Source organism: Buchnera aphidicola (Periphyllus koelreuteriae), from assembly GCF_039360445.1.
GTDB lineage: Bacteria > Pseudomonadota > Gammaproteobacteria > Enterobacterales > Enterobacteriaceae > Buchnera_J > Buchnera_J aphidicola_BM.
In genome coordinates this window covers 190,665-211,268 of sequence record NZ_CP134981.1, presented here as the reverse complement: position 1 = coordinate 211,268, position 20,604 = coordinate 190,665, and the positions used below count along the sequence as shown (strand labels likewise).

14 protein-coding genes, 3 tRNA genes and 1 rRNA gene are annotated in these 20,604 nt (G+C 19.0%); 4 read left to right on the top strand and 14 right to left on the bottom strand.

The window, feature by feature from the left end; all coding sequences use genetic code 11:
• Positions 1-8: 8 nt before the first annotated feature.
• The 4 genes from smpB to dnaQ all read right to left on the bottom strand — a co-directional run bounded on the left by smpB (position 9) and on the right by dnaQ (position 2,430).
• A complete protein-coding gene (smpB, locus tag RJT80_RS00930; protein ID WP_343187929.1) occupies positions 9-479 on the bottom strand; it encodes an SsrA-binding protein SmpB in 471 nt (156 codons plus the stop codon).
• Positions 480-649: 170 nt separating this feature from the next.
• On the bottom strand, positions 650-1,186 hold the full coding sequence (locus RJT80_RS00925; RefSeq protein WP_343187928.1) for a nucleotide exchange factor GrpE: 537 nt from the start codon (positions 1,184-1,186) through the stop codon (positions 650-652).
• A gap of 383 nt (positions 1,187-1,569) precedes the next feature.
• Positions 1,570-1,643, bottom strand: a tRNA-Asp gene (locus tag RJT80_RS00920).
• A 64-nt stretch (positions 1,644-1,707) separates the two neighbouring features.
• Entirely contained in the window at positions 1,708-2,430 is a 723-nt protein-coding gene (gene dnaQ, locus RJT80_RS00915; RefSeq protein ID WP_343187927.1) for a DNA polymerase III subunit epsilon, read from the bottom strand.
• Positions 2,431-2,459: 29 nt separating this feature from the next.
• Here dnaQ and rnhA point away from each other — a divergent pair, with 29 nt between their 5' ends.
• Complete coding sequence (gene rnhA / locus RJT80_RS00910) at positions 2,460-2,978, top strand: ribonuclease HI (RefSeq protein ID WP_343187926.1); 519 nt, start codon at positions 2,460-2,462, stop codon at positions 2,976-2,978.
• The gene (gloB, locus tag RJT80_RS00905; RefSeq protein ID WP_343187925.1) at positions 2,975-3,730 is read left to right on the top strand and encodes a hydroxyacylglutathione hydrolase; all 756 of its coding nucleotides are present in this window, start codon (positions 2,975-2,977) and stop codon (positions 3,728-3,730) included. Before rnhA ends, gloB begins: the two co-directional genes overlap by 4 nt.
• A 3-nt stretch (positions 3,731-3,733) precedes the next feature.
• Here the strand turns inward: gloB and RJT80_RS00900 are convergent.
• The 3 genes from RJT80_RS00900 to RJT80_RS00890 all read right to left on the bottom strand — a co-directional run bounded on the left by RJT80_RS00900 (position 3,734) and on the right by RJT80_RS00890 (position 5,594).
• Positions 3,734-3,806, bottom strand: a tRNA-Ala gene (locus RJT80_RS00900).
• Positions 3,807-3,887: 81 nt separating this feature from the next.
• Positions 3,888-3,961 (bottom strand) — tRNA-Ile (locus tag RJT80_RS00895).
• Positions 3,962-4,032: 71 nt separating this feature from the next.
• A 16S ribosomal RNA gene (locus tag RJT80_RS00890) occupies positions 4,033-5,594 on the bottom strand.
• A gap of 269 nt (positions 5,595-5,863) precedes the next feature.
• On the opposite strand from RJT80_RS00890, the gene argS reads away from it, so the two are divergent.
• A complete protein-coding gene (gene argS, locus RJT80_RS00885; RefSeq protein WP_343187924.1) occupies positions 5,864-7,597 on the top strand; it encodes an arginine--tRNA ligase in 1,734 nt (577 codons plus the stop codon).
• A 21-nt stretch (positions 7,598-7,618) separates the two neighbouring features.
• Here argS and RJT80_RS00880 read toward each other — a convergent pair whose 3' ends face one another.
• Together RJT80_RS00880 and RJT80_RS00875 are read right to left on the bottom strand one after the other, a co-directional pair.
• Positions 7,619-9,688, bottom strand: coding sequence for a flagellar biosynthesis protein FlhA (locus RJT80_RS00880; protein ID WP_343187923.1), 2,070 nt, complete (start codon positions 9,686-9,688; stop codon positions 7,619-7,621).
• Complete coding sequence (locus RJT80_RS00875; RefSeq protein WP_343187922.1) at positions 9,685-10,827, bottom strand: EscU/YscU/HrcU family type III secretion system export apparatus switch protein; 1,143 nt, start codon at positions 10,825-10,827, stop codon at positions 9,685-9,687. Before RJT80_RS00875 ends, RJT80_RS00880 begins: the two co-directional genes overlap by 4 nt.
• A gap of 178 nt (positions 10,828-11,005) precedes the next feature.
• Here RJT80_RS00875 and RJT80_RS00870 point away from each other — a divergent pair, with 178 nt between their 5' ends.
• Positions 11,006-12,199, top strand: coding sequence for an aminoacyl--tRNA ligase-related protein (locus RJT80_RS00870; RefSeq protein WP_343187921.1), 1,194 nt, complete (start codon positions 11,006-11,008; stop codon positions 12,197-12,199).
• A gap of 14 nt (positions 12,200-12,213) precedes the next feature.
• Here RJT80_RS00870 and dnaE read toward each other — a convergent pair whose 3' ends face one another.
• The 5 genes from dnaE to pyrH all read right to left on the bottom strand — a co-directional run bounded on the left by dnaE (position 12,214) and on the right by pyrH (position 20,573).
• Positions 12,214-15,702, bottom strand: a complete 3,489-nt coding sequence (dnaE, locus tag RJT80_RS00865; RefSeq protein ID WP_343187920.1) for a DNA polymerase III subunit alpha — start codon at positions 15,700-15,702, stop codon at positions 12,214-12,216.
• Between the two features lie 67 nt (positions 15,703-15,769).
• Entirely contained in the window at positions 15,770-16,204 is a 435-nt protein-coding gene (gene fabZ / locus RJT80_RS00860; RefSeq protein WP_343187919.1) for a 3-hydroxyacyl-ACP dehydratase FabZ, read from the bottom strand.
• Positions 16,205-16,319: 115 nt separating this feature from the next.
• Positions 16,320-18,836, bottom strand: a complete 2,517-nt coding sequence (gene bamA / locus RJT80_RS00855) for an outer membrane protein assembly factor BamA (RefSeq protein WP_343187918.1) — start codon at positions 18,834-18,836, stop codon at positions 16,320-16,322.
• A 334-nt stretch (positions 18,837-19,170) separates the two neighbouring features.
• Positions 19,171-19,725, bottom strand: a complete 555-nt coding sequence (gene frr / locus RJT80_RS00850; protein WP_343187917.1) for a ribosome recycling factor — start codon at positions 19,723-19,725, stop codon at positions 19,171-19,173.
• A gap of 119 nt (positions 19,726-19,844) precedes the next feature.
• Entirely contained in the window at positions 19,845-20,573 is a 729-nt protein-coding gene (gene pyrH / locus RJT80_RS00845; RefSeq protein ID WP_343187916.1) for a UMP kinase, read from the bottom strand.
• Between the last annotated feature and the right edge of the window lie 31 nt (positions 20,574-20,604).

Below are 20,604 nucleotides of genomic sequence, written 5' to 3'. Positions count from 1 at the left end.
AATTTAAATTAAATTTTAAATTTCTTAGAAATTCTATATAATTCTCGTTTTATAATTTTATTTTTTTTATCTTGTCTTTTATCATATAAATTTTTTCCTTTAGCTAGACCAATTTTAATTTTACATAATGATCGTTTCCAAAATAATGAAATTGGAATTAATGTATATTTAAATTTTTTTATTTCTTTTAAAATAAAATTTATTTCTTTTTTTAAAAGAAGTAATTTTATATTTCTATTTTTTTCATTAGAAAAATTAAATAAATTTGTGGTTTTTAATGGTTCTATATTGCAGTTAAATAAATATAATTCAAATGAACGAGAAACAATATAACTATTACTAATATTTATTTTTCCTTGACGAATAGATTTTATCTCCCATCCATGTAAAACAATTCCAGCTGTAAAAAATTTTTTAATAGAAAAATTAAATTTTGCTTTTTTATTTGTTGTAATAATTATTTTTTTTTTTTTTAACATAATATTAAACTTTAAAGTAATAAAAATTTTTTTTAAAAAAATATAAAAAAATAAATATATAAAAATTTATATATTTTTAAAAATTTAAAGTCTTGATTTTTATATAATGATAATCAAGACTTGTAATTATTTTTTTAAATTATTTTTTGTAAAAATGTATTATATAAAAATTAAATTTTAGAAACGGAAACCATTGCAGCTCTTAATAAACGATCATGTAATAAATATCCTTTTTGAAGAACATCTATAATATTATTTTCTTTTATATCTTTTGAAAATTTTAAAAACATAGCTTGATGAAACAATGGATTAAACCGAACATTAATTTTATCAATTATTTTTACATTATTATTAATTAAAATTTTAATAAAATAATTTTTTAATTTTTTTAATTTTTTATAAATTTTATAATATTCTATATTTTTATTATCATTTAAAGATAATGTTGCCATTTCTAAACTATCTAAAATTGGTAAAATAGAAGAAAAAATGTTTTCTAAAGAAAATTTATAAGATAATTCTATTTCTTTTCTGCATCTAATTTGTACTTTTTCAATTTTATTTTTATTTTTTTTTTTTAAAGAAATTATATTTTTTTTTAATTTTTTATTATTTTTCTTTAAATATTTTATTTTATTTTTAATTTTAAATTTATCTTCTTTATTATTTATATCATTTTTATTAATATCTTTTTTTTTTTGTATCATCATATAATTTCCTTATTTTAAAATATTAAAAATAAGAATATTTTTTAAAATATTTTTATATAAAAAATATATTTTTTTAAATATATTTAATAATAGTAGAATTATAAATAATAAAAAATATATCTTATATTTTTTTAAATCAATCAATTAATTAAATCTCAATAATATAATTAAATTAAATAAAAATATAAATATTTTTAAAAAATATAATATTGTTTTAAGATATATATTTTAATAATTACTATTATTTTTTTATGAATGAAATTACTTATAATTTAAATATTTTTATATATTGTATTTTTTTTTAAATATTATAAAAAAATATTTTTTAATTAAAAAAATAATTTTTTATAATAATAAAAAGATAGAAGAAAAATTTATATCGGTGCGGACGGGGCTCGAACCCGTGACCTCCGGCGTGACAGGCCGATATTCTAACCATCTGAACTACCGCACCAAATTTTTTAAAAAAATTTTTATATAATAATTATACTATATTTTTATAAAAAAACAATATTTTATTAACTTTTTATATCAAACCAAATACAATTTCCATTTTTTTTCATTTTTTTTAAATATTTTTTATGGAGAATATTCTCAATATTATTTGATTTTTTTAAATAAATTTTTTTATTATTTTTAAATATTTTATTTTTTTTTTTAACATTATTAATTTTTTTATTTATAAAATTAAAAGATTTTTGTTTAGATGTCATTAATAAATATACTTTTGCTAATAATTTAGCATCTAATATTGCACTATGAAATTTTCTATTATCATAAATTTTATAACGTTTACATAAAGCTTCTAAACTATTTTTTCTACCAGGAAAAATTTTTCTTGATAATTTTAATGTATCTATTATGGTACAATAATTTAATATATTTTTTATATTTTTATTTAATAATTTTAATTCATAATTTATAAAACCTAAATCAAATTTAGAATTATGAATAATTAATTCAGAATTTTTTACATAATTAATAAAATTTTTATAAATTTTAGAAAAATTTGGTTTATCTAATAAAAAATTATTAGAAATTCCATGAATATTATAAGCTTCTTTTTCTATTGATCGATTTGGATTAATATATATGTGAAATTTATTTTTAGTAATTTTACGATTAATTATTTCTACTGCTCCAATCTCTATAATTCTATGATTTAAATATACAGGACCTTCTTTATTTATTCCTGTTGTTTCCGTATCAAGAACAATTTGACGAAAATGTTTATTATTCATATATTTTTTTAAAATGAGAATTTTTAAAAATGAAATTAAAAAAAAAAAATGTAATTTCAATATTTACTGATGGATCATGTTTAGGAAACCCAGGACCGGGTGGTTTTTGTACAATCATAAAATATAAAAATTTAACAAAAATTTTTAGTTCAGGTTTTTTTTTAACCACTAATAATAGAATGGAATTGATAAGTGTAATAATTGGAATAGAAAAAATAAATATACCATCAAATATTATAATTAATACAGATAGTAAATATGTAAATTATGGTTTTACAAAATGGATGAATCAATGGAAACAAAATAATTGGAAAAAAAAAAATAATACAAAAGTAAAAAATATTGATCTTTGGATAAGATTAAATAATGCAATTCAAAAACATAAAAAAATAAAATGGATTTGGATTAAAAGCCATTCAGGTCAATTAGAAAATGAATTATGTGATATTAAAGCAAAAAAATCAGCAAAAAATCCAACAAAAAAAGATATAGGATATGTAAAAGAAATTTTTTATTATAAAAAAATTTTAAATAAGGAACACAAATGATAAATATTAGAGGAATAGAAATTTTAAATGATAATATTGTTTGGATTATTTCAAAAAAAAATAAATGTATTATAATCGATCCAGGAAAATCAAATATAATTATTAAAAAATTAGAAAAATTTAATTTAAAACCAATAATAATTTTAATTACACATTTACATTGTGATCATATTAATGGAATTTTTAAATTATTAAAATATTATCCTAAAATAAAAATATTTACTCCAAAAAAATTAAATTTTGTTAGTAAAACAAATCAAAATATAATTAAAAAAGAAAAAAAAATTTTTTTATTTAATAAAGTGTTTTATATAATTTTTACACCAGGACATACAAAAATAGATGTTTCATATTATTTTGAAAAATATTTATTTTGTGGAGATATTTTATTTTCTGGAGGATGTGGAAAAACTATTGATGGATGTTCAAAAAATCTTTATTTTTCTTTAAAAAAGATCATGAGATTACCAAAAAAAACAATTTTTTTTAATTCACATAAATATACATTTTCAAATTTAAAATTTTCAAATTATTTATTTAAAAAAGATTTAGAAATCAAAGAATATTTTAATTTTATAAAAAAAAATATAAAAAATATAAAATATTATAACAATCTTAATTTTGAAAAAAAAATAAATATTTTTTTAAAAACAAAGAATAATTATATTAAAGATGTTATTAATTATTGGTATTCTTCATATAATGAAATAAATTATTTTTGTAATTTAAGAAAAATTAAAGATCAATTTTAAATTTGGAGCTAAGCGGGATCGAACCGCTGGCCTCCTGCGTGCAAGGCAGGCGCTCTCCCAGCTGAGCTATAGCCCCATTTTTTAAAAAAATATAAAAAAAAATATTAATTAAAATAATTTTTTTAAAATATATATTATTAAGATAAAGGTGTTAAAATAGGCCTGAGTGGACTTGAACCACCGACCTCACCCTTATCAGGGGTGTGCTCTAACCAACTGAGCTACAAGCCTTTTTTTTTAATAAAAGCTTTAAAAATATCAGATAATCTGTGTGGGCACTTTATAATTTATAAAGTGACTTTTAAGGAGGTGATCCAACCGCAGGTTCCCCTACGGTTACCTTGTTACGACTTCACCCCAGTCATGAATCACAAAGTGGTAAGCACTCTCCTTTTCAGGTTAAGTAACTTGCTTCTTTTGCAACCCACTCCCATGGTGTGACGGGCGGTGTGTACAAGGCCCGGGAACGTATTCACCGTGGCATTCTGATCCACGATTACTAGCGATTCCGACTTCATGGAGTCGAGTTGCAGACTCCAATCCGAACTACGACATACTTTATGAGGTTTGCTTATCCTTACGGAGTTGCTTCTCTTTGTATATGCCATTGTAGCACGTGTGTAGCCCTGGTCGTAAGGGCCATGATGACTTGACGTCGTCCCCACCTTCCTCCGGTTTATAACCGGCGGTCTCCTCTGAGTTCCCGGCCGAACCGATGGCAACAGAGGACAAGGGTTGCGCTCGTTGCGGGACTTAACCCAACATTTCACAACACGAGCTGACGACAGCCATGCAGCACCTGTCTCATAGTTCTCGAAAGCACTTTTTTATCTCTAAAAAATTCTATGGATGTCAAGACCAGGTAAGGTTCTTCGCGTTGCATCGAATTAAACCACATGCTCCACCGCTTGTGCGGGCCCCCGTCAATTCATTTGAGTTTTAGCCTTGCGACCGTACTCCCCAGGCGGTCGACTTAACGCGTTAGCTTCGGAAGTCATTTCTCTTGGAAACAACCTCCAAGTCGACATCGTTTACAGCATGGACTACCAGGGTATCTAATCCTGTTTGCTCCCCACGCTTTCGCACCTCAGCGTCAGTATTCGTCCAGGAGGCCGCTTTCGCCACAGGTATTCCTCCAGATATCTACGCATTTCACCGCTACACCTAGAATTCTACCTCCCTCTACGATACTCTAGCATTCCAGTTTCAAATGCAATTCCTAGGTTAAGCCCAGGGATTTCACATCTGACTTAAAACACCGCCTACGTGCTCTTTACGCCCAGTAATTCTGATTAACGCTAGCACCCTCCGTATTACCGCGGCTGCTGGCACGGAGTTAGCCGGTGCTTCTTTTTTAGGTAACGTCAAAAAACAAATATATTATATTTATTTCTTTCCTCCCTAACGAAAGTACTTTACAACCCTAAGGCCTTCTTCATACACGCGGCATAGCTGCATCAGGCTTTCGCCCATTGTGCAATATTCCCCACTGCTGCCTCCCGTAGGAGTCTGGACCGTGTCTCAGTTCCAGTGTGGCTGATCGTCCTCTCAGACCAGCTAGAGATCGTCGCCATGGTAAGCTTTTACCTTACCATCAAGCTAATCTCGTCTGGGTTCATCCAAAAACGTAAGGTTCTTTAATAAATTAAAGAATCCCCTACTTTAATTTTTCAACATTATGCGGTATTAGCTACCGTTTCCAGTAGTTATCCCCCTTTTTTGGGCAGATCCCCAGATATTACTCACCCGTTTGCCGCTCGCCGACAAGAAAAAAATAAATTTTCTTCTTTCGATGCCGCACGACTTGCATGTGTTAGGCTTGCCGCCAGCGTTCAATCTGAGCCATGATCAAACTCTTCATTTTTTAAAACTTTGAATTAAGTAAATAAAACGAATTATAATTAAATAATTTTTGCACTTAAATTTTTCTGTGCCCACACAGATTTTCTGATATTTTTTAAAAGAGCGTTACTAATTAAAGTTTTTTAATAATATAATATATTTTTATTTTTGTCAAATATATTTTTATTTTTTTATAAAAATTTTTAAAAAATAGATATAATACATATAAATCTAATTTTTTTTTAAAAAAATACAAAAAATCAAACTTAATACTTATTAAAAAGAGAATTTATGAATATTAAATCAATATTAAAAAAAATTATAAAAAAAAAATTTATTAAATATAAATCAATTATAAAAATATCTATTCAAAAAAATAAAAATATAAATAATGGACATTATCAAATAAATAATTTATTTCAAATTTCTAAGATATTAAAACTGTCATTAAAAAAAATAAAAAAAAAAATAATAAAACAATTATATTCAAAAAAAATAATAGAAAAAGCAATTTTTTCTAAACCATGTTTTATAAATATTTATTTAAAAAAAAAATGGATAGAAAAAAATTTAAATAAAATGTTTTATATAAACAAAATGAAAGTAAAAAAGAAAAAATATTTTAAAAAAATAGTAGTTATTGATTATTCTTCACCTAATTTAGCGAAATCTATGCACGTTGGTCATTTAAGATCAACAGTAATAGGTGATTCTGTAGCAAGAATTATGGAATATTCAGGATATCAAGTTATTCGAATGAATCATGTTGGAGATTTTGGAAATCAATTTGGAATGATTATCTATTATTTAAAAAATAAAAAAAAAATTAAAAATATAAAAAATATGTCTATATCAAAATTAGAAAAAATATATTGTAAAGCAAAAAAATTATGTTCTAAAAATAAATTTTTTATGAATCAATCAAATAAATATACTAAAAAAATACAAAAACATAAAAAATCATATTATAAAATATGGAAATATATTGTAAAAATTAATATAAAACAAAATAAAAAAATTTATAAATTATTAAATATTACATTAAAAAATAAACATATTTTTGGAGAAAGTTTTTATAAAAATATGTTACCAGAAATTAAAAAAGATCTTATAAAAAAAAAAATTGCAGTTAAAAAAAATGGAAATATAATTATTTTTTTAAAAAATAAAAAAAATAGAAATGGAGATCAAATGGGAGTAATTATAAAAAAAAAAAATGGACCATTTTTATATTCAGCTATTGATATTGCGTGTATAAAATATAGATATGAAAAATTAAAAGCAAACATCATTTTATATTATGTTGATTCACGTCAAAAACAACATTTAAATCAAATATATAAAATTTCTAAACAAGCAGGATATATATCAAATAAATTAAAAGTTAAACACCATATATTTGGTATGATGTTATCAAAAAAAAATCGTCCATTTAAAACTAGATCTGGAAATACAGTTAAATTATTAAAATTAATTAAAGAAGCAATAAAAAGAGCAAAAAAAATTATTTTAAAAAAAAATAAAAAAATTGATTCTATAGAATTAAATTCATTATCTAAAATCATTGGAATTGGAGCAATTAAATATTCAGATTTATCTAAAAACAGAAAAACAAATTATATTTTTAATTGGAATTTAATTTTATCTTTTGAAGGAAATACATCATTATATATTCAATATACATATACAAGAATTCAATCTATTTTAAAAAAATATAATAAAAATTTATTTCATTCAAAAGAAAAATTTTTTATTTCAAATAAATTAGAATTAATATTATCAATAAAAATTCTTGAATTTAAAGAAATAATATATAAATCAGCAAAAAATGGACAACCACATTTAATTTGTTCTTATATTTATGAATTATCATCAAAATACTCAAAATTTTATGAAAAATATAAAATATTAAAAAGTAATTCAAAAAAAAAACAAATAACAAGATTAAAAATATCATATTTAATTTCTAAAATTTTAAAAAAAGGACTGAACGTTTTAGGAATTAAAGTTACAAAATGTATATAAATATATTATCTATAAAATAGATTATATTTTTTCAATAATACTTACAAAAATAATTTTTTTATTATTTGGAATTTCTAAATTAGATAAAACATAAATTTTTGAATAAATTGATTTTAACAAACGAAAAATAAAAAAACGTAATGAATGAGATACAACAAAAACAATAGGATAATTCATAGATTCTTGTATGTTAATTGCTTTTTTTGATTCTTGAATAAAATTTTTTAATAAATTAGGTTCAATATTTTTAGAATTTTCTAAACATTGTATAAAAATATTTTCTAAAATTGAAGAAATACCTATAACATGAATGTTTTTTTTATTTAAAAAAATTTTTTGAATAATTAATTTTCCTAATGATATTCTAACAATATTTGTTAATTCATCAATATTTTTTTGAAACGATACGTTTTCTATTAAAGTTTCTAAAATAGTTCTCATATCTTTAATTGGAACATTTTCTAATAAAAGATTTTGAAATACCTGTTTAATAGTAGTTAAAGAAAACGTATTTGGAATAAGATTTTCAGTTAATTTAGGAATTTCGGAATTAACTTTATTTAATAAATCTTGCATTTCTTGACGACCAAATAATTCACTCATATTTAAAGAAAGTAAATGATCAAAATGAGTAGCAATCACTGTACTAGAATCAATTACTGTATATTTTTTATTTTTGGCAATATCTATAAATTTTTTTTTTATCCAAAAAGCAGATAAACCAAAAATAGGATCAATTGTTTCTTTTCCAGATAATTTTTCATTTGAAATTTTAGAACTAATTGCCATATATTTATTTAAAAAAACTTTTCCTCCTCCACTTTCTACTCCTTTAACAAAAATTTTATAATTATATGGTAATAAATTTAAATCACTTTTAATATTTACTTTGGGAGATAAAAAACCAAATTCATTCATATATTTTTTTCTTATATAAAAAATTTTATTAAACAAATTATTAGTTTTTTTATTATTCATTAATTCAATTAAATTACTTCCTAAAGTAATAGATAAACAATCTTCTAACGGAATATCTTTTAAAGAAAGATCAAATTTATTTTTTATAATAAAATTTTTTTTTTTATTTTTTAAAAAAAATATAAAATTTTTATATAAAAATTTAGAAAACAATAAAAATATAGAAAAAAATAAAAAAATTAAATGCGGCATTCCAGGTATTAAACCAAAAATTCCTAAAATAATACCACTTAAAAAAATTATATTAAAATTATAAAATAATTGATTAAAAATTTGTTCACTAACATTTTTATTATTTTCAACTCGAGTAACCATTACAGCAACTGCTGTAGAAATAACTAAAGCAGGAATTTGAGCTACAAGACCATCTCCTATAGTAAGCAAAGTATATATTTTAATTGCTTTTAATATACTCATTTTATGTTGAAATAATCCAATAAACAAACCACCAATTATATTAATCAACATAATTAAAATTCCAGCAATAGCATCACCTCTAATAAATTTACTAGCTCCATCCATTGATCCATAAAAATCTGCTTCTTGAGAAATATTTTTTCTTCTATTTTTTGCTTCATTTTCATTTATTAATCCAGCGTTTAAATCTGAATCAATAGACATTTGTTTTCCAGGCATTCCATCTAAAATGAATCTAGCTCCTACTTCTGCTATTCTACCAGCTCCTTTTGTAATCACAATAAAATTTATAATAACTAAAATTAAAAAAATTATAATTCCAATAGAAAAGTTGTTCCCAACTAAAAAATGACCAAATGATTCTATAACATGACCAGCAGAAAATTGACCTAAATGACCAAATAATAAAATAACTCTTGCAGAAGCTATATTTAAAGATAATCTAAATAATGTTGTAAATAACAAAATGGTTGGAAAAGCAGTAAAATCTAAAATGCTTTTAGTATCTAATGATACTAATAAAACAACAATTGAAATAAATATATTAAAAGTAAAAAATATATCTAAAAAAATTGGTTTTAATGGTAATATCATCATAGATAAAATTATTGTAATTAATATTGGACCTGATATTTCTTGAAAATTTATTTTATTTATTTTTTTTAAAAAATTTTTTAAAGAAAAAAATTTTATCATTTTTTATTATTTCCCGAAACATTTAAATTTAATGGAATAGATAAATCTTGTGGTGGTTGAGGATATATACCTCCTTTTTTTTTCCATTTTTTTAATTTCCAAACCCAAACAAATACTTCAGCAATAACTAAATAAAATGAACTAGGAACATCTTGTCCAACTTGACTAAATTTATATAAATTTTTAGCTAATTTTGGAGATTCAAAAATTGGTATATTATATTTTTTTGATAATTTTAAAATTTTAAAAGAATATATTCCTAAACCTTTAGAAATAATTTTAGGTTTCACCATATTATAATGATCATATTTTAAAGATACAGCATAACCTTTATAATTAAAGATTACTACATCAGATTTTAATAATTCAGTAGTAGAATTATCTTTCAAAATCGAACGTAATTTTTCTCTAATTTTACTTTTTATTAAAGGATTACCTTCAGAACGTTTAATATCATCTTTTAATTCTTGATCATTCATTTTTAATTTTTTATAATATAAATAATTACCAAAAAAAATATCAAATATTACAGATGGAACAAAACTTATTAAAGAAATTAAATAATATATAAAAAATAAATTTAAACTTTTAAATAAACAAATATCTAAAGATTTATAAAAAAAATTATTATTTTTAAAAAAAAATAAATAAAAAAAATATCCAATTAAAATAATATTAAAAACAATTTTAAATATAATTTTAAATAAATCAATAAAAATATAATATGAAAAATTTTTTTTTATATTATTTAAAAAATTTAAATTTTCAAAATTAATTTTTATCATTTTAATATTAAAAGAAAAGTTACTAGAACACATTGGTGAAAAAAAATTTATTAAAGTTAAAAATGATAAAATATACAAAGAAAAAATAAATAAATTTTTAATTGAATCAAACATTTTTTTTGTAATAAATAAATAGTTTTCATTTGTAATTTCATGATCAAAAGAAAAATTTATTATAAAAATATGTATTATATTATTAATAATATTTTTTTTAAAAATAAAAATTATTATAAAAAAAAATAAAAGTAAAAAAAACGAATTTAATTCCCTAGAATAAGTATAAAATCCATCTTTTTTTGCTTTTTTTAATTTATTTTCTGTTGGAAATTTGTTTTGTTCTTCATTATTTGACATACTTTTGTTTATTCCTAAAATAAATTAAATCAAATAAAAAAATATTATATAATAAATATTATTAAATATTTAAAAATATTTTAAAAATATAAATTTTATAAAAAAATTAATTAAAAAATATAATTAAATATATATTCAATCCTTTTAAATTAAATTATTTTATTTAATATAACAAAATATGAGAAAAAAAAAATATAATCTATACACAAAAAAAGAAATATCAAACAATATAAAAAAAATAAGTCATCAATTAATGATTAGATCTGGAATGATTGAAAAATCTTCATGTGGAATATATACATGGTTACCAACAGGAATGAGAGTATTAAAAAATATAAAAAAAATAATAAGAAAAGAAATGAATAAAAATAATTCATTAGAAATATGTATGCCAATTTTACAATCTAAAAAATTATGGAAAAAAAGCAATAGAATAAAATTATATGGAAAAGAATTGTTTAAGATAAAAGATAGAAACAATAAAACAATGATATTATCTCCAACTCATGAAGAAATAATAACTAATTTCATTAAAAATAAAATACATTCTTATAAAGAATTACCTATAATATTATATCAAATACAAACAAAATTTAGAGATGAAATTAGACCAAAAGAAGGAATTTTAAGAGCTCGAGAATTTATTATGAAAGATGCTTATTCTTTTCATAAAAATAAAAAATCTCTTAATAACACTTATAATAAAATTTTAAAATCTTATATAAAAATATTTAATATAATGAATTTAAAAATAAAAATAAAAAAAGTAAACAATGGAATTATTGGAGGTAATATATCTCATGAATTTCATGTAAAATATACAAAATTAATAAAAAATAAAATAAAAAAAAGAAAGAAAAAATATAACAAAAGTATAGAAATTGGTCATATTTTTCAATTAAATACAACATATTCAAAAATATTTAATGCTTTCATTAAAACAAAAAAAAAAGAAAATAAAATAATTGAAATGGGATGTTATGGAATTGGAATTAGTAGATTAATTGGAGCAATTATTGAAAATAATTGTGATAAAAATGGAATAATTTGGCCTATTTCAATCGCTCCATTCAAAGTTTCAATTATTCCAATTAATATAAAAAAATATACAAATGTAAAAAAAATATCAGAAAAAATATATTCTCAATTTAAAAAAAATAAAATTGAAGCATTTTATTATGATACTCCAGAACAACCTGGAAAAATGTTTGCAGAAACTGATTTAATTGGTTTTCCATATAAAATTATTATTAGTCAAAAAAATATATCAAAAAAATGTGTTGAACTACAAAATAGAAAAACACAATCAAAGAAAAATATTAAAATTAAAAACATTTTAAAAGTTTTTATAAAAAAAATAAAAAAAAAATAAAAAATATTATTTATTTAATTATAAAAATTTTTAACTTTCTTAAACAAATGAAGAGATTGTAAAAAATAAAATAAATTATCTGTAGGATACACCCTATAACATATAATTAAATTTTTATTTTTAAATTTTTCTTTATCATTTTTAAAAATTTTTAATAAAGTATTTCCGCCTAAAAAATTTAAAATAAATTTCTTTATTTTTTTTAAAATTTTAGTAGAAATATAAGATTTTTTTAATAATACTTTTATTTTAATAAGTCTTTTTTTTCTTATTGAATATATATCAGAAATTTTTTTTGCAATTATTAAAGATAATTTTTTAAAATTATTTTTTTTAACTAAACCAGCAATTAAAATAATATTATTAATTTTTAAAATAGATTTTTTTTTTATTTCTAATTCTTCAAATAATAATATATCTATTTTTTTATTATTATTATATAACTTAATTATAATCATTTTTTTTTTATTTCTTGTTAAAATTTTTTTAATACTTAATATTATTCCAAAAACATTAATTAATTTATAATCTTTTAATAAATTTATATATTTTAATGAAGTAATATTACAATAATTTTTAATTTCTTTTAAATAATAATTAAATAAAGAATTAGAAAAATTTAAACCTAACATATTTCTTTCATAATCAAATTCAAATTTATATGACCAATTTTTATTTACTAAAAATTTATCTTTTTTTAAATCTTTTTGATATAAAAAATTTTGATTAAAAAAATCTTGTTGTTTAGATAAATTAATATTAATTTGTTGAATAGAAGATTGTAATACATCTGAAATAGAACTATATAAAAATAATCTATTTTTATTAAAACAATCACAAGATCCAGAAAATATTAATTTTTCTAAAACTTTTTTTGTAATAACTTTATATCCAACACGAGTGCATAAATCATATAAATCTTTAAACAATCCATTCGTTTTTCTTTCAATTAAAATTTTTTTTATAGTAATTTCTCCAATACCTTTAATAGCTCCTAAACCAAAAACTATATTTTTTTTTAAATCAACAAAAAATTTATTTTTGCTAATATTTATATTAGGAGGTAATATTTTTAAATTAATTTTTAAAGATTCTTCAATTAAAATCATAATTTTATTAGAAAATTTCATATCCATTGTCATAGCTGATGCCATAAATTCAGATGGATAATGAGATTTTAACCAAAGTGTTTGATATGAAAGCAAAGCATATGCTACTGAATGTGATTTATTAAAACCATATCCAGCAAATTTCTCTAATAAATCAAATATTTTATTTGATAAAATTTTACTTATATTATTTTTTTTTGCTCCTAATATAAATTTCAAACGATGATTAGACATATCTTTTGAATTTTTTTTACTAATTGCTCTTCTTAATAAATCAGCTTCTCCTAAAGTATAATTAGAAAAAACTTGAGCTATTTTCATAACTTGTTCTTGATATAAAATAATTCCATAAGTAGATTTTAAAATTGGTTTTAAAATTTTATGCTCCCATTTTTTATCAGGATAATAAATTTTTTCAATTCTATGTTTTCTATTAATAAAATTCTCAACCATTCCTGATTGTAACGGTCCTGGTCTAAATAATGCCACTAAAGCTACAATTTCATCAAAACAATCAGGTTTTAATTTATAAATTAAATCTTTAATTCCATCTGATTCTAATTGAAAAATAGATGTAGTATTACCACTATTTAATAAATGAAAACTTTTTTTATCATTTAAATCAATATTTTCAATATTTAATTTATTAGATTTATTTTTTAAATAAAAATTTTTATTAATCATTTTTATTGAAAAATCAATTATTGTTAAAGTTTTTAAACCCAAAAAATCAAATTTTACTAAACCAATTTCTTCGATATCATTTTTATCAAATTGAGTAACAGGATTTTTCTTTTCAATAGAATCATAATATATTGGGCAAAAATCTGTAATTTTCGTTGGAGAAATTACTACACCTCCAGCATGTTTACCAACATTACGAATTACACCTTCTAATTTTTTTGTAGAATGTATCAAATCTTTAAAATCAACATCATATTTATATAATAAAGATAATTCTTTTGAATTTAAAATTGCATTTTTTAAACAAATTCCAGGATCTAAAGGAATTAATTTTGATATTCTATTTAAAAAACCATATGGATAACCTAAAACACGACCTACATCACGTATTACAGCTTTTGCAGTCATAGTTCCAAAAGTAATAATTTGAGATACAGAGCTTTTTCCATAAATTTTTGAAACATGATTAATAACTAAATCTCGTTTATTCATACAAAAATCAATATCAAAATCAGGCATAGAAATTCTTTCTAAATTTAAAAAACGTTCAAACAATAAATCAAATTTAATTGGATCAATTTCTGTAATTTTTAAAACATAAGCAATTAATGAACCAGCTCCAGACCCTCTTCCTGGACCAACTGGAATTTTATTTTTTTTTGCCCATTTAATAAACTCCATAACCACTAAAAAATAACCAGGAAATCCCATTTTATTAATTACTTTCAATTCATTTTTTAATCTTTTTTTATAATTTTTTTTAGAAAATTTATTATTTTCTTTGCTAAAATTTATTTTTTTAAATCTATTTTTTAATCCTTGAAAAGATTTTTTATTTAAAAAATTTTCTTCATTAATCATTCCAGTATTAAAATTAGGTAAAAAATATTTTCCAAAATTTATATAAACATTACACCTTTTAGCAATTTCAACTGAATTTTTTAATACTTCAGGAATATCAAAAAATAAATTTATCATTTCTTTTTCAGTTTTTAAAAATTGATTTTTCGTATATTTATAAAATTTTTTTTTAGCTTGATTTAATGAAATTCCATGATGAATAGCTACTCGAATCATATGAGAAGAAAAATCATTTTTTTTTAAAAATCGAACATTATTTGTTGCAACAACTGGAATGTTTCTTTTCATAGAAATTTTTAAAATTTTATTAATATATTTCTCTTCATGTATTCGTCCAAGACGAGAAATTTCTAAATAATAATATCCATTAAAATATTTTTGATAAAAATCCAAAGTTTTATTTAATAAATAATTTTTTTTATTTAATATATATTCTCCAATTTCTCCGTCAATTCCTCCAGACAAAACTATTAAACCATTAGAATATTTAATTAACCACTTTTTTTTTATAAAAACATTTTTTAAAATTATATAATTTCTTTTATAAGATTTAGAAATTAGTATTTTTAAATTTTCATAACCTAAATTATTATATGCTAAAATAGTTAATTCAGTTTTAATTTTATTAGAAAAAATATTAAAATCAGCTCCAATAATTGGTTTAATTCCATTTTTGTGAGCTAATTTATAAAATTTTATAACTCCATATAAGTTTGAAAAATCAGTAATTCCAATAGCTGGAAGATTTAAAATAAAAGTTTTTTTAATAATTTCTTCTAATTTAGATAAACCATCTAATATAGAATAATCACTATGAACACGAAGATGAACAAATAAAGGATCAGACATTATTTTATAAAAATTTCCTATATAAAAATAAATTAAAAAAATAATATTAAAATTTAATATTAAGTATTTATTTGATATAAATAGTAATTATAGCTTCACATACTAAAATTTTATCTATTAATATAACACCAGAAAATTTAAAAAAATTATTATGAAAATTAATAAAAAAAATTTTTATATTTAATATATCATTTGGAAAAACTAATTTTCTAAATTTAGCATGTTTTATTGATGTTAAATAATTTATTTTTTTTTTAAAAATATTTGGATAACTTATTTTACAAAAAATTCCAGCAGATTGCATCATAGATTCTAAAAGCAAAACTCCTGGAAAAATTGGATTTTTAGGAAAATGACCTAAAAAAAAAATATTATTTGATTTTACTTTAAATTTTGAAAATAAGTAATATTTTTTTTTAAAATGTGTAACTTGATCTATAAATAAAAAAGGAAATTTATGAGGAATAAATTTTAAAAAATTTATTTGTTTTAAAATTTTCATAAAAAAAATTACCAATTAATTTAAATAATTTAATAAATATTTAAAATTTATCTTATTTAAAAAATAAATAAAATAAAAAATATTATAAAAATATATTTTTTTAATAAATATATTGTTATCTTCCAAAAAATATCTGAAATTTTTTGATATTATCTGTATTTTTTGAATTTATAGGAAATGAATAAGATAAAGAAAATAAACCAAAAGGAGAATTCCATTTTAAAGAGAAACCATATGAAGAATAAATTTTATTTGGATTTAAATACATAAATGTCGAATGCGATGTATTAAAAAAGAAATTTTTAATCCATATACTTCCAAAATCTAAAAAAGTAGAAAGTTTAAAATTTTTTAAATATTCATTTTTAATAAATGGAATTGATGAAATTAATTCTAAATTTGTAATAGAAATGAAATTTCCACCAATATTATTTTTTATAAAATAATTTTTATTTTTTTTAATTTCATTTGTATTTTTAAAATTGTTTATATCATTTTCTTTATTTATTAAAATTAATTTTGATCCAATGCTATCATACGAATAACCTCTAATTGTATAATCATTTTCTGCATGAAAATTATCATAATTTTTATAATATAAAGAGTTTTCTTTAAAACATTCAAAACCAAAATAAGAACGAAAAAGAAAAATAATATTATTATTTGTATATTTAATTGGATAATATTGTTTAGTGTCAAAAATAAATTTAAAATAATTTTTTTGTTGAATTGGAAAAAAAATTTTTAAAGAAATATTTGTATCTATTCCTGATAATGGAAAAAAATTATAATTTTTTATTGTATTCAAATGTATAGAATTATTAATATTAAAATTATTTATTACAAATAAATAATTATCTTGATTTAAAAAATTTGATAAATTATTTTGTAAAATTATTTTATTTGTTGAAGAATTTTTTAAATTTTTTATAAATTCATAATGATCATAACCTATAGATAAATTATAAAAATTATTATTTAAGAATGGAACACCAAGAGATATATCTAAACCATAATTAAATTTATTATTTTTAAAATATGAATGATTTAAAAATTTCATATTTTTTATAGAAGAATAAATATTTTTTATAGATTGAATTTTAAAAATATCTTTATTATTTTTATAAAAATCTAAATCTTTTCCAAAAATATCTCCAAATAAATTTTCTGTTAAAATAAAGTTTTTATTTGAAAAATATGGATTAGTATAAAAAATTTTAAATAAATTTTTATAAAATGATTTAGAAAAATAAAAAGATAATAAATTACCTGTTCTAAATAAATGATATTTTATAAAACTCAAATTAAAATTTAATTTATTTAAATTATCATAACCTAATCCAAAATTAAAAACATTCGATTTTTTTTCTTTTACATGATAAATTAAATTTACAACATTAAACTTTTTATTAAAAACTGGTTGAAATTCTAAATTTATATCACTAAAAAAATTAGTTTCTTTTAAATCTTCTAAATCTTGTGTTAAAAAATCATTATTTATAACAGAATGTTCTTTTTGATGCATTTTTCTAATTAAATATTTTTTTTTTGTTAAATTATTTCCAGAAAATAAAATTTTATTTAAATAAAATTGTTTATTTTTATTAATATCAAAAATTAATTTAATTTTTTTATTAACTTTATCAATTAATGGTTTAATTTCAACTGATGAAGACAAGTATCCATTTTTAAATAGTTCTACCATAATATTATTTTTTAAAGAAATTACATCATCAACATTATATATTTGATTTAATTTAATTTGAGATAAAATTTTTGAATTTTTAAAAATATAAGGATCATTTTCATCAATAGAAATTTCTGAAATACAATATGGATGTCCTTCATGCACATCTATAATAATAGAAACATTTTTTTTATCATTTGAATAATTTAATTTTGTATTCTTAATAATAAAATTTATATATCCTTTACTATTATAAAAATAATATAAATTTTTTAAATCTTCTTGTAAATATTGATAATTATATTTAGATTTAATAATTTTTTTAAAAAAAGAATATTTTTTATAATAATTTAAATAAGACATAATTTGTTGTGAAGAAAATTTTTTATTGCCTATAATTTTTAATTCTTTAATATTTAAATCATTTCCTTCTAAAATTTCTATATTTAAATTTTTTATATTATTTTTTTTTTTTATTATATTAAAATTAACTATTGTTCCATCTTTTAAAATACTAACATAGTAATATAATATTTTTTCTTTTAAAGATATTAATTTTTTTTTATTTAAAAAATTATTTTCTGAAATTTCACATGAATCTAAAATATTTTGAATATAACTTAAATCTAAAGAAACATTACCAAAAATATTTATTTTAGATATAAAAGGATATTCTTTAACTTTAAAAATAATTTTTGTTTTTAATCTACAAATCTTTACTTCTTCAAATTTTTTACTTAAAATTAAATTTTTTATACTATTTTTTATTTCATTTATTGAAATAAAATCATTTTCATGAAAAGTTAAATAACTTAAAGCTTCTGCTTTAGAAACTTTATTTAATCCATTAAATTCAATGTCTTTAAAAAAAAAACTATTACTTGCGTATCCTACATTAATGCTAAAAATTAATAAACATATTAAAAATAAATTTTTTATTTTCATTTTATTATAAATTCTCTATAAAAGAACATCTTGACTAATAAAATTAATTTATTGATAAAAATATAAATAAAATATAAATATATAAAAAATATTTGAAAATAATAATTATAAATTATATAAAATTTTTTATAAATCTAAACAAATTAAAAATATTAAATTAATTCAATATAAAAATTAAAAAAATATAAATTTTTATATTTATATTGATTTTTATATTTATATTTTTTTATATTTTAAAATACATTATTTATGAATAAATAATGTATTTATTAATTTAAATATATTAATTTAAAATAAAAATATAATATATGTTAAAAAATAAAAAAATATTTTTTTAAATATGAAATAAAGATTTTTCTTTTATTTTTTTTAAATTATCAATTTCTTTAATATAAAAATCAGTTAAAATTTGAATTTCATTAATATATTTTTTTTCTTCATTTTTTCCTATACTTTTATTTTTTATTAAATTTTTAATTATATTATTTGAATTTTTTCTTACCATTCTAATACATATTTTACTTTTTTCAGATTTTTGATATAAAATTTTTATTAAATTTTTTCTTCTTTCTTCAGTTAATGGAGGAATAGGAACTCTAATTATACCTCCAACAGAAATTGGATTTAAACCAAGATTAGAATTCATAATAGCTTTTTCTATTTCTTTATTAGTATTTTTATCAAAAGTATTAATTCGTAATGTTCTAGAATCTTCTACAATAATATTAGAAATATTATGTAGTAAAATTTTTTTTCCATAATATTCAATACTTAAATCTTTTATTAAATCAGGAGATGCACGATCTGTTCGTAATTTATTAATTAATATAGAAAAATTTTTAATACATTTTTCCATATTCATTCGTGTGTCTTTTTTAATATTTTCCATTTTTGTTTAACTCAATTTTTTAAATTTTATTATAAAATTATAATTAATATAAATTTAAATTTATTTTTTTAAAATTTATTAAAATAATAAAAACTTCATTAAAATATTTTTAAATAATTTTAATTAATTAATGTTCCTTCATTAAATCCTTGAATGATTCTCTTTAATGCTCCAGAATTATTAATATTAAAAACTCGTATTGGTATATTATAATCTCGAGCTAAAGTAAAAGCAGATAAATCCATAACTTTTAATTCTTTTTCCAAAACTTCTTGATAACTTAATTTAGAATATAATACAGAATTAATATTTTTCTTTGGATCAGAAGTATAAACTCCATCTACTTTAGTCCCTTTTAAAACAATATCAGCTTTAATTTCAATAGCTCTTAAACATGCAGCTGAATCTGTCGTAAAAAATGGATTTCCAATACCTGCAGAAAAAATTACAACTGTTTTATTAGATAATAAATTTATAGCTTTATTCCAATCATAAATTTCACAAATTCCATTTACAGGAATAGCAGACATTAAAGATGTTTTAATGTTCATTTTACTCAGAGAGTTGTGTATAACTAATCCATTTATAATTGTAGAAAGCATTCCTATATGATCAGCTGCTACACGATTTATTCCTATTTTTTGTAATTGACTTCCTCGAAATAAATTTCCTGCTCCAATTACAATACTCAACTCTACATTTAAATCAATTATTTGTTTTATTTCTTTAGATAAAGAAAATAAAGCATTTGAATCAATATTAGAAAAATTATTAACTTTTGTTAATGATTCTCCACTTAATTTTAAAACTACCCTAGAGTATTTTAATGAACTACGAGATATATTCATATATAAAACCTATAAAACCTCTATATTTTTA

What these genes read in the sequence shown, in the direction of transcription:
- rnhA (WP_343187926.1), top strand. Translation starts at nt 2,460, where the DNA reads ATGAAATTAAAAAAAAAAAATGTAATTTCAATATTTACTGATGGATCA.
- RJT80_RS00875 (WP_343187922.1), bottom strand. Translation starts at nt 10,827, where the DNA reads ATGTCAAATAATGAAGAACAAAACAAATTTCCAACAGAAAATAAATTA.
- bamA (WP_343187918.1), bottom strand. Translation starts at nt 18,836, where the DNA reads ATGAAAATAAAAAATTTATTTTTAATATGTTTATTAATTTTTAGCATT.
- dnaE (WP_343187920.1), bottom strand. Translation starts at nt 15,702, where the DNA reads ATGTCTGATCCTTTATTTGTTCATCTTCGTGTTCATAGTGATTATTCT.
- RJT80_RS00925 (WP_343187928.1), bottom strand. Translation starts at nt 1,186, where the DNA reads ATGATACAAAAAAAAAAAGATATTAATAAAAATGATATAAATAATAAA.
- gloB (WP_343187925.1), top strand. Translation starts at nt 2,975, where the DNA reads ATGATAAATATTAGAGGAATAGAAATTTTAAATGATAATATTGTTTGG.
- fabZ (WP_343187919.1), bottom strand. Translation starts at nt 16,204, where the DNA reads ATGAAAATTTTAAAACAAATAAATTTTTTAAAATTTATTCCTCATAAA.
- RJT80_RS00880 (WP_343187923.1), bottom strand. Translation starts at nt 9,688, where the DNA reads ATGATAAAATTTTTTTCTTTAAAAAATTTTTTAAAAAAAATAAATAAA.
- dnaQ (WP_343187927.1), bottom strand. Translation starts at nt 2,430, where the DNA reads ATGAATAATAAACATTTTCGTCAAATTGTTCTTGATACGGAAACAACA.
- smpB (WP_343187929.1), bottom strand. Translation starts at nt 479, where the DNA reads ATGTTAAAAAAAAAAAAAATAATTATTACAACAAATAAAAAAGCAAAA.
- pyrH (WP_343187916.1), bottom strand. Translation starts at nt 20,573, where the DNA reads ATGAATATATCTCGTAGTTCATTAAAATACTCTAGGGTAGTTTTAAAA.
- RJT80_RS00870 (WP_343187921.1), top strand. Translation starts at nt 11,006, where the DNA reads ATGAGAAAAAAAAAATATAATCTATACACAAAAAAAGAAATATCAAAC.
- frr (WP_343187917.1), bottom strand. Translation starts at nt 19,725, where the DNA reads ATGGAAAATATTAAAAAAGACACACGAATGAATATGGAAAAATGTATT.
- argS (WP_343187924.1), top strand. Translation starts at nt 5,864, where the DNA reads ATGAATATTAAATCAATATTAAAAAAAATTATAAAAAAAAAATTTATT.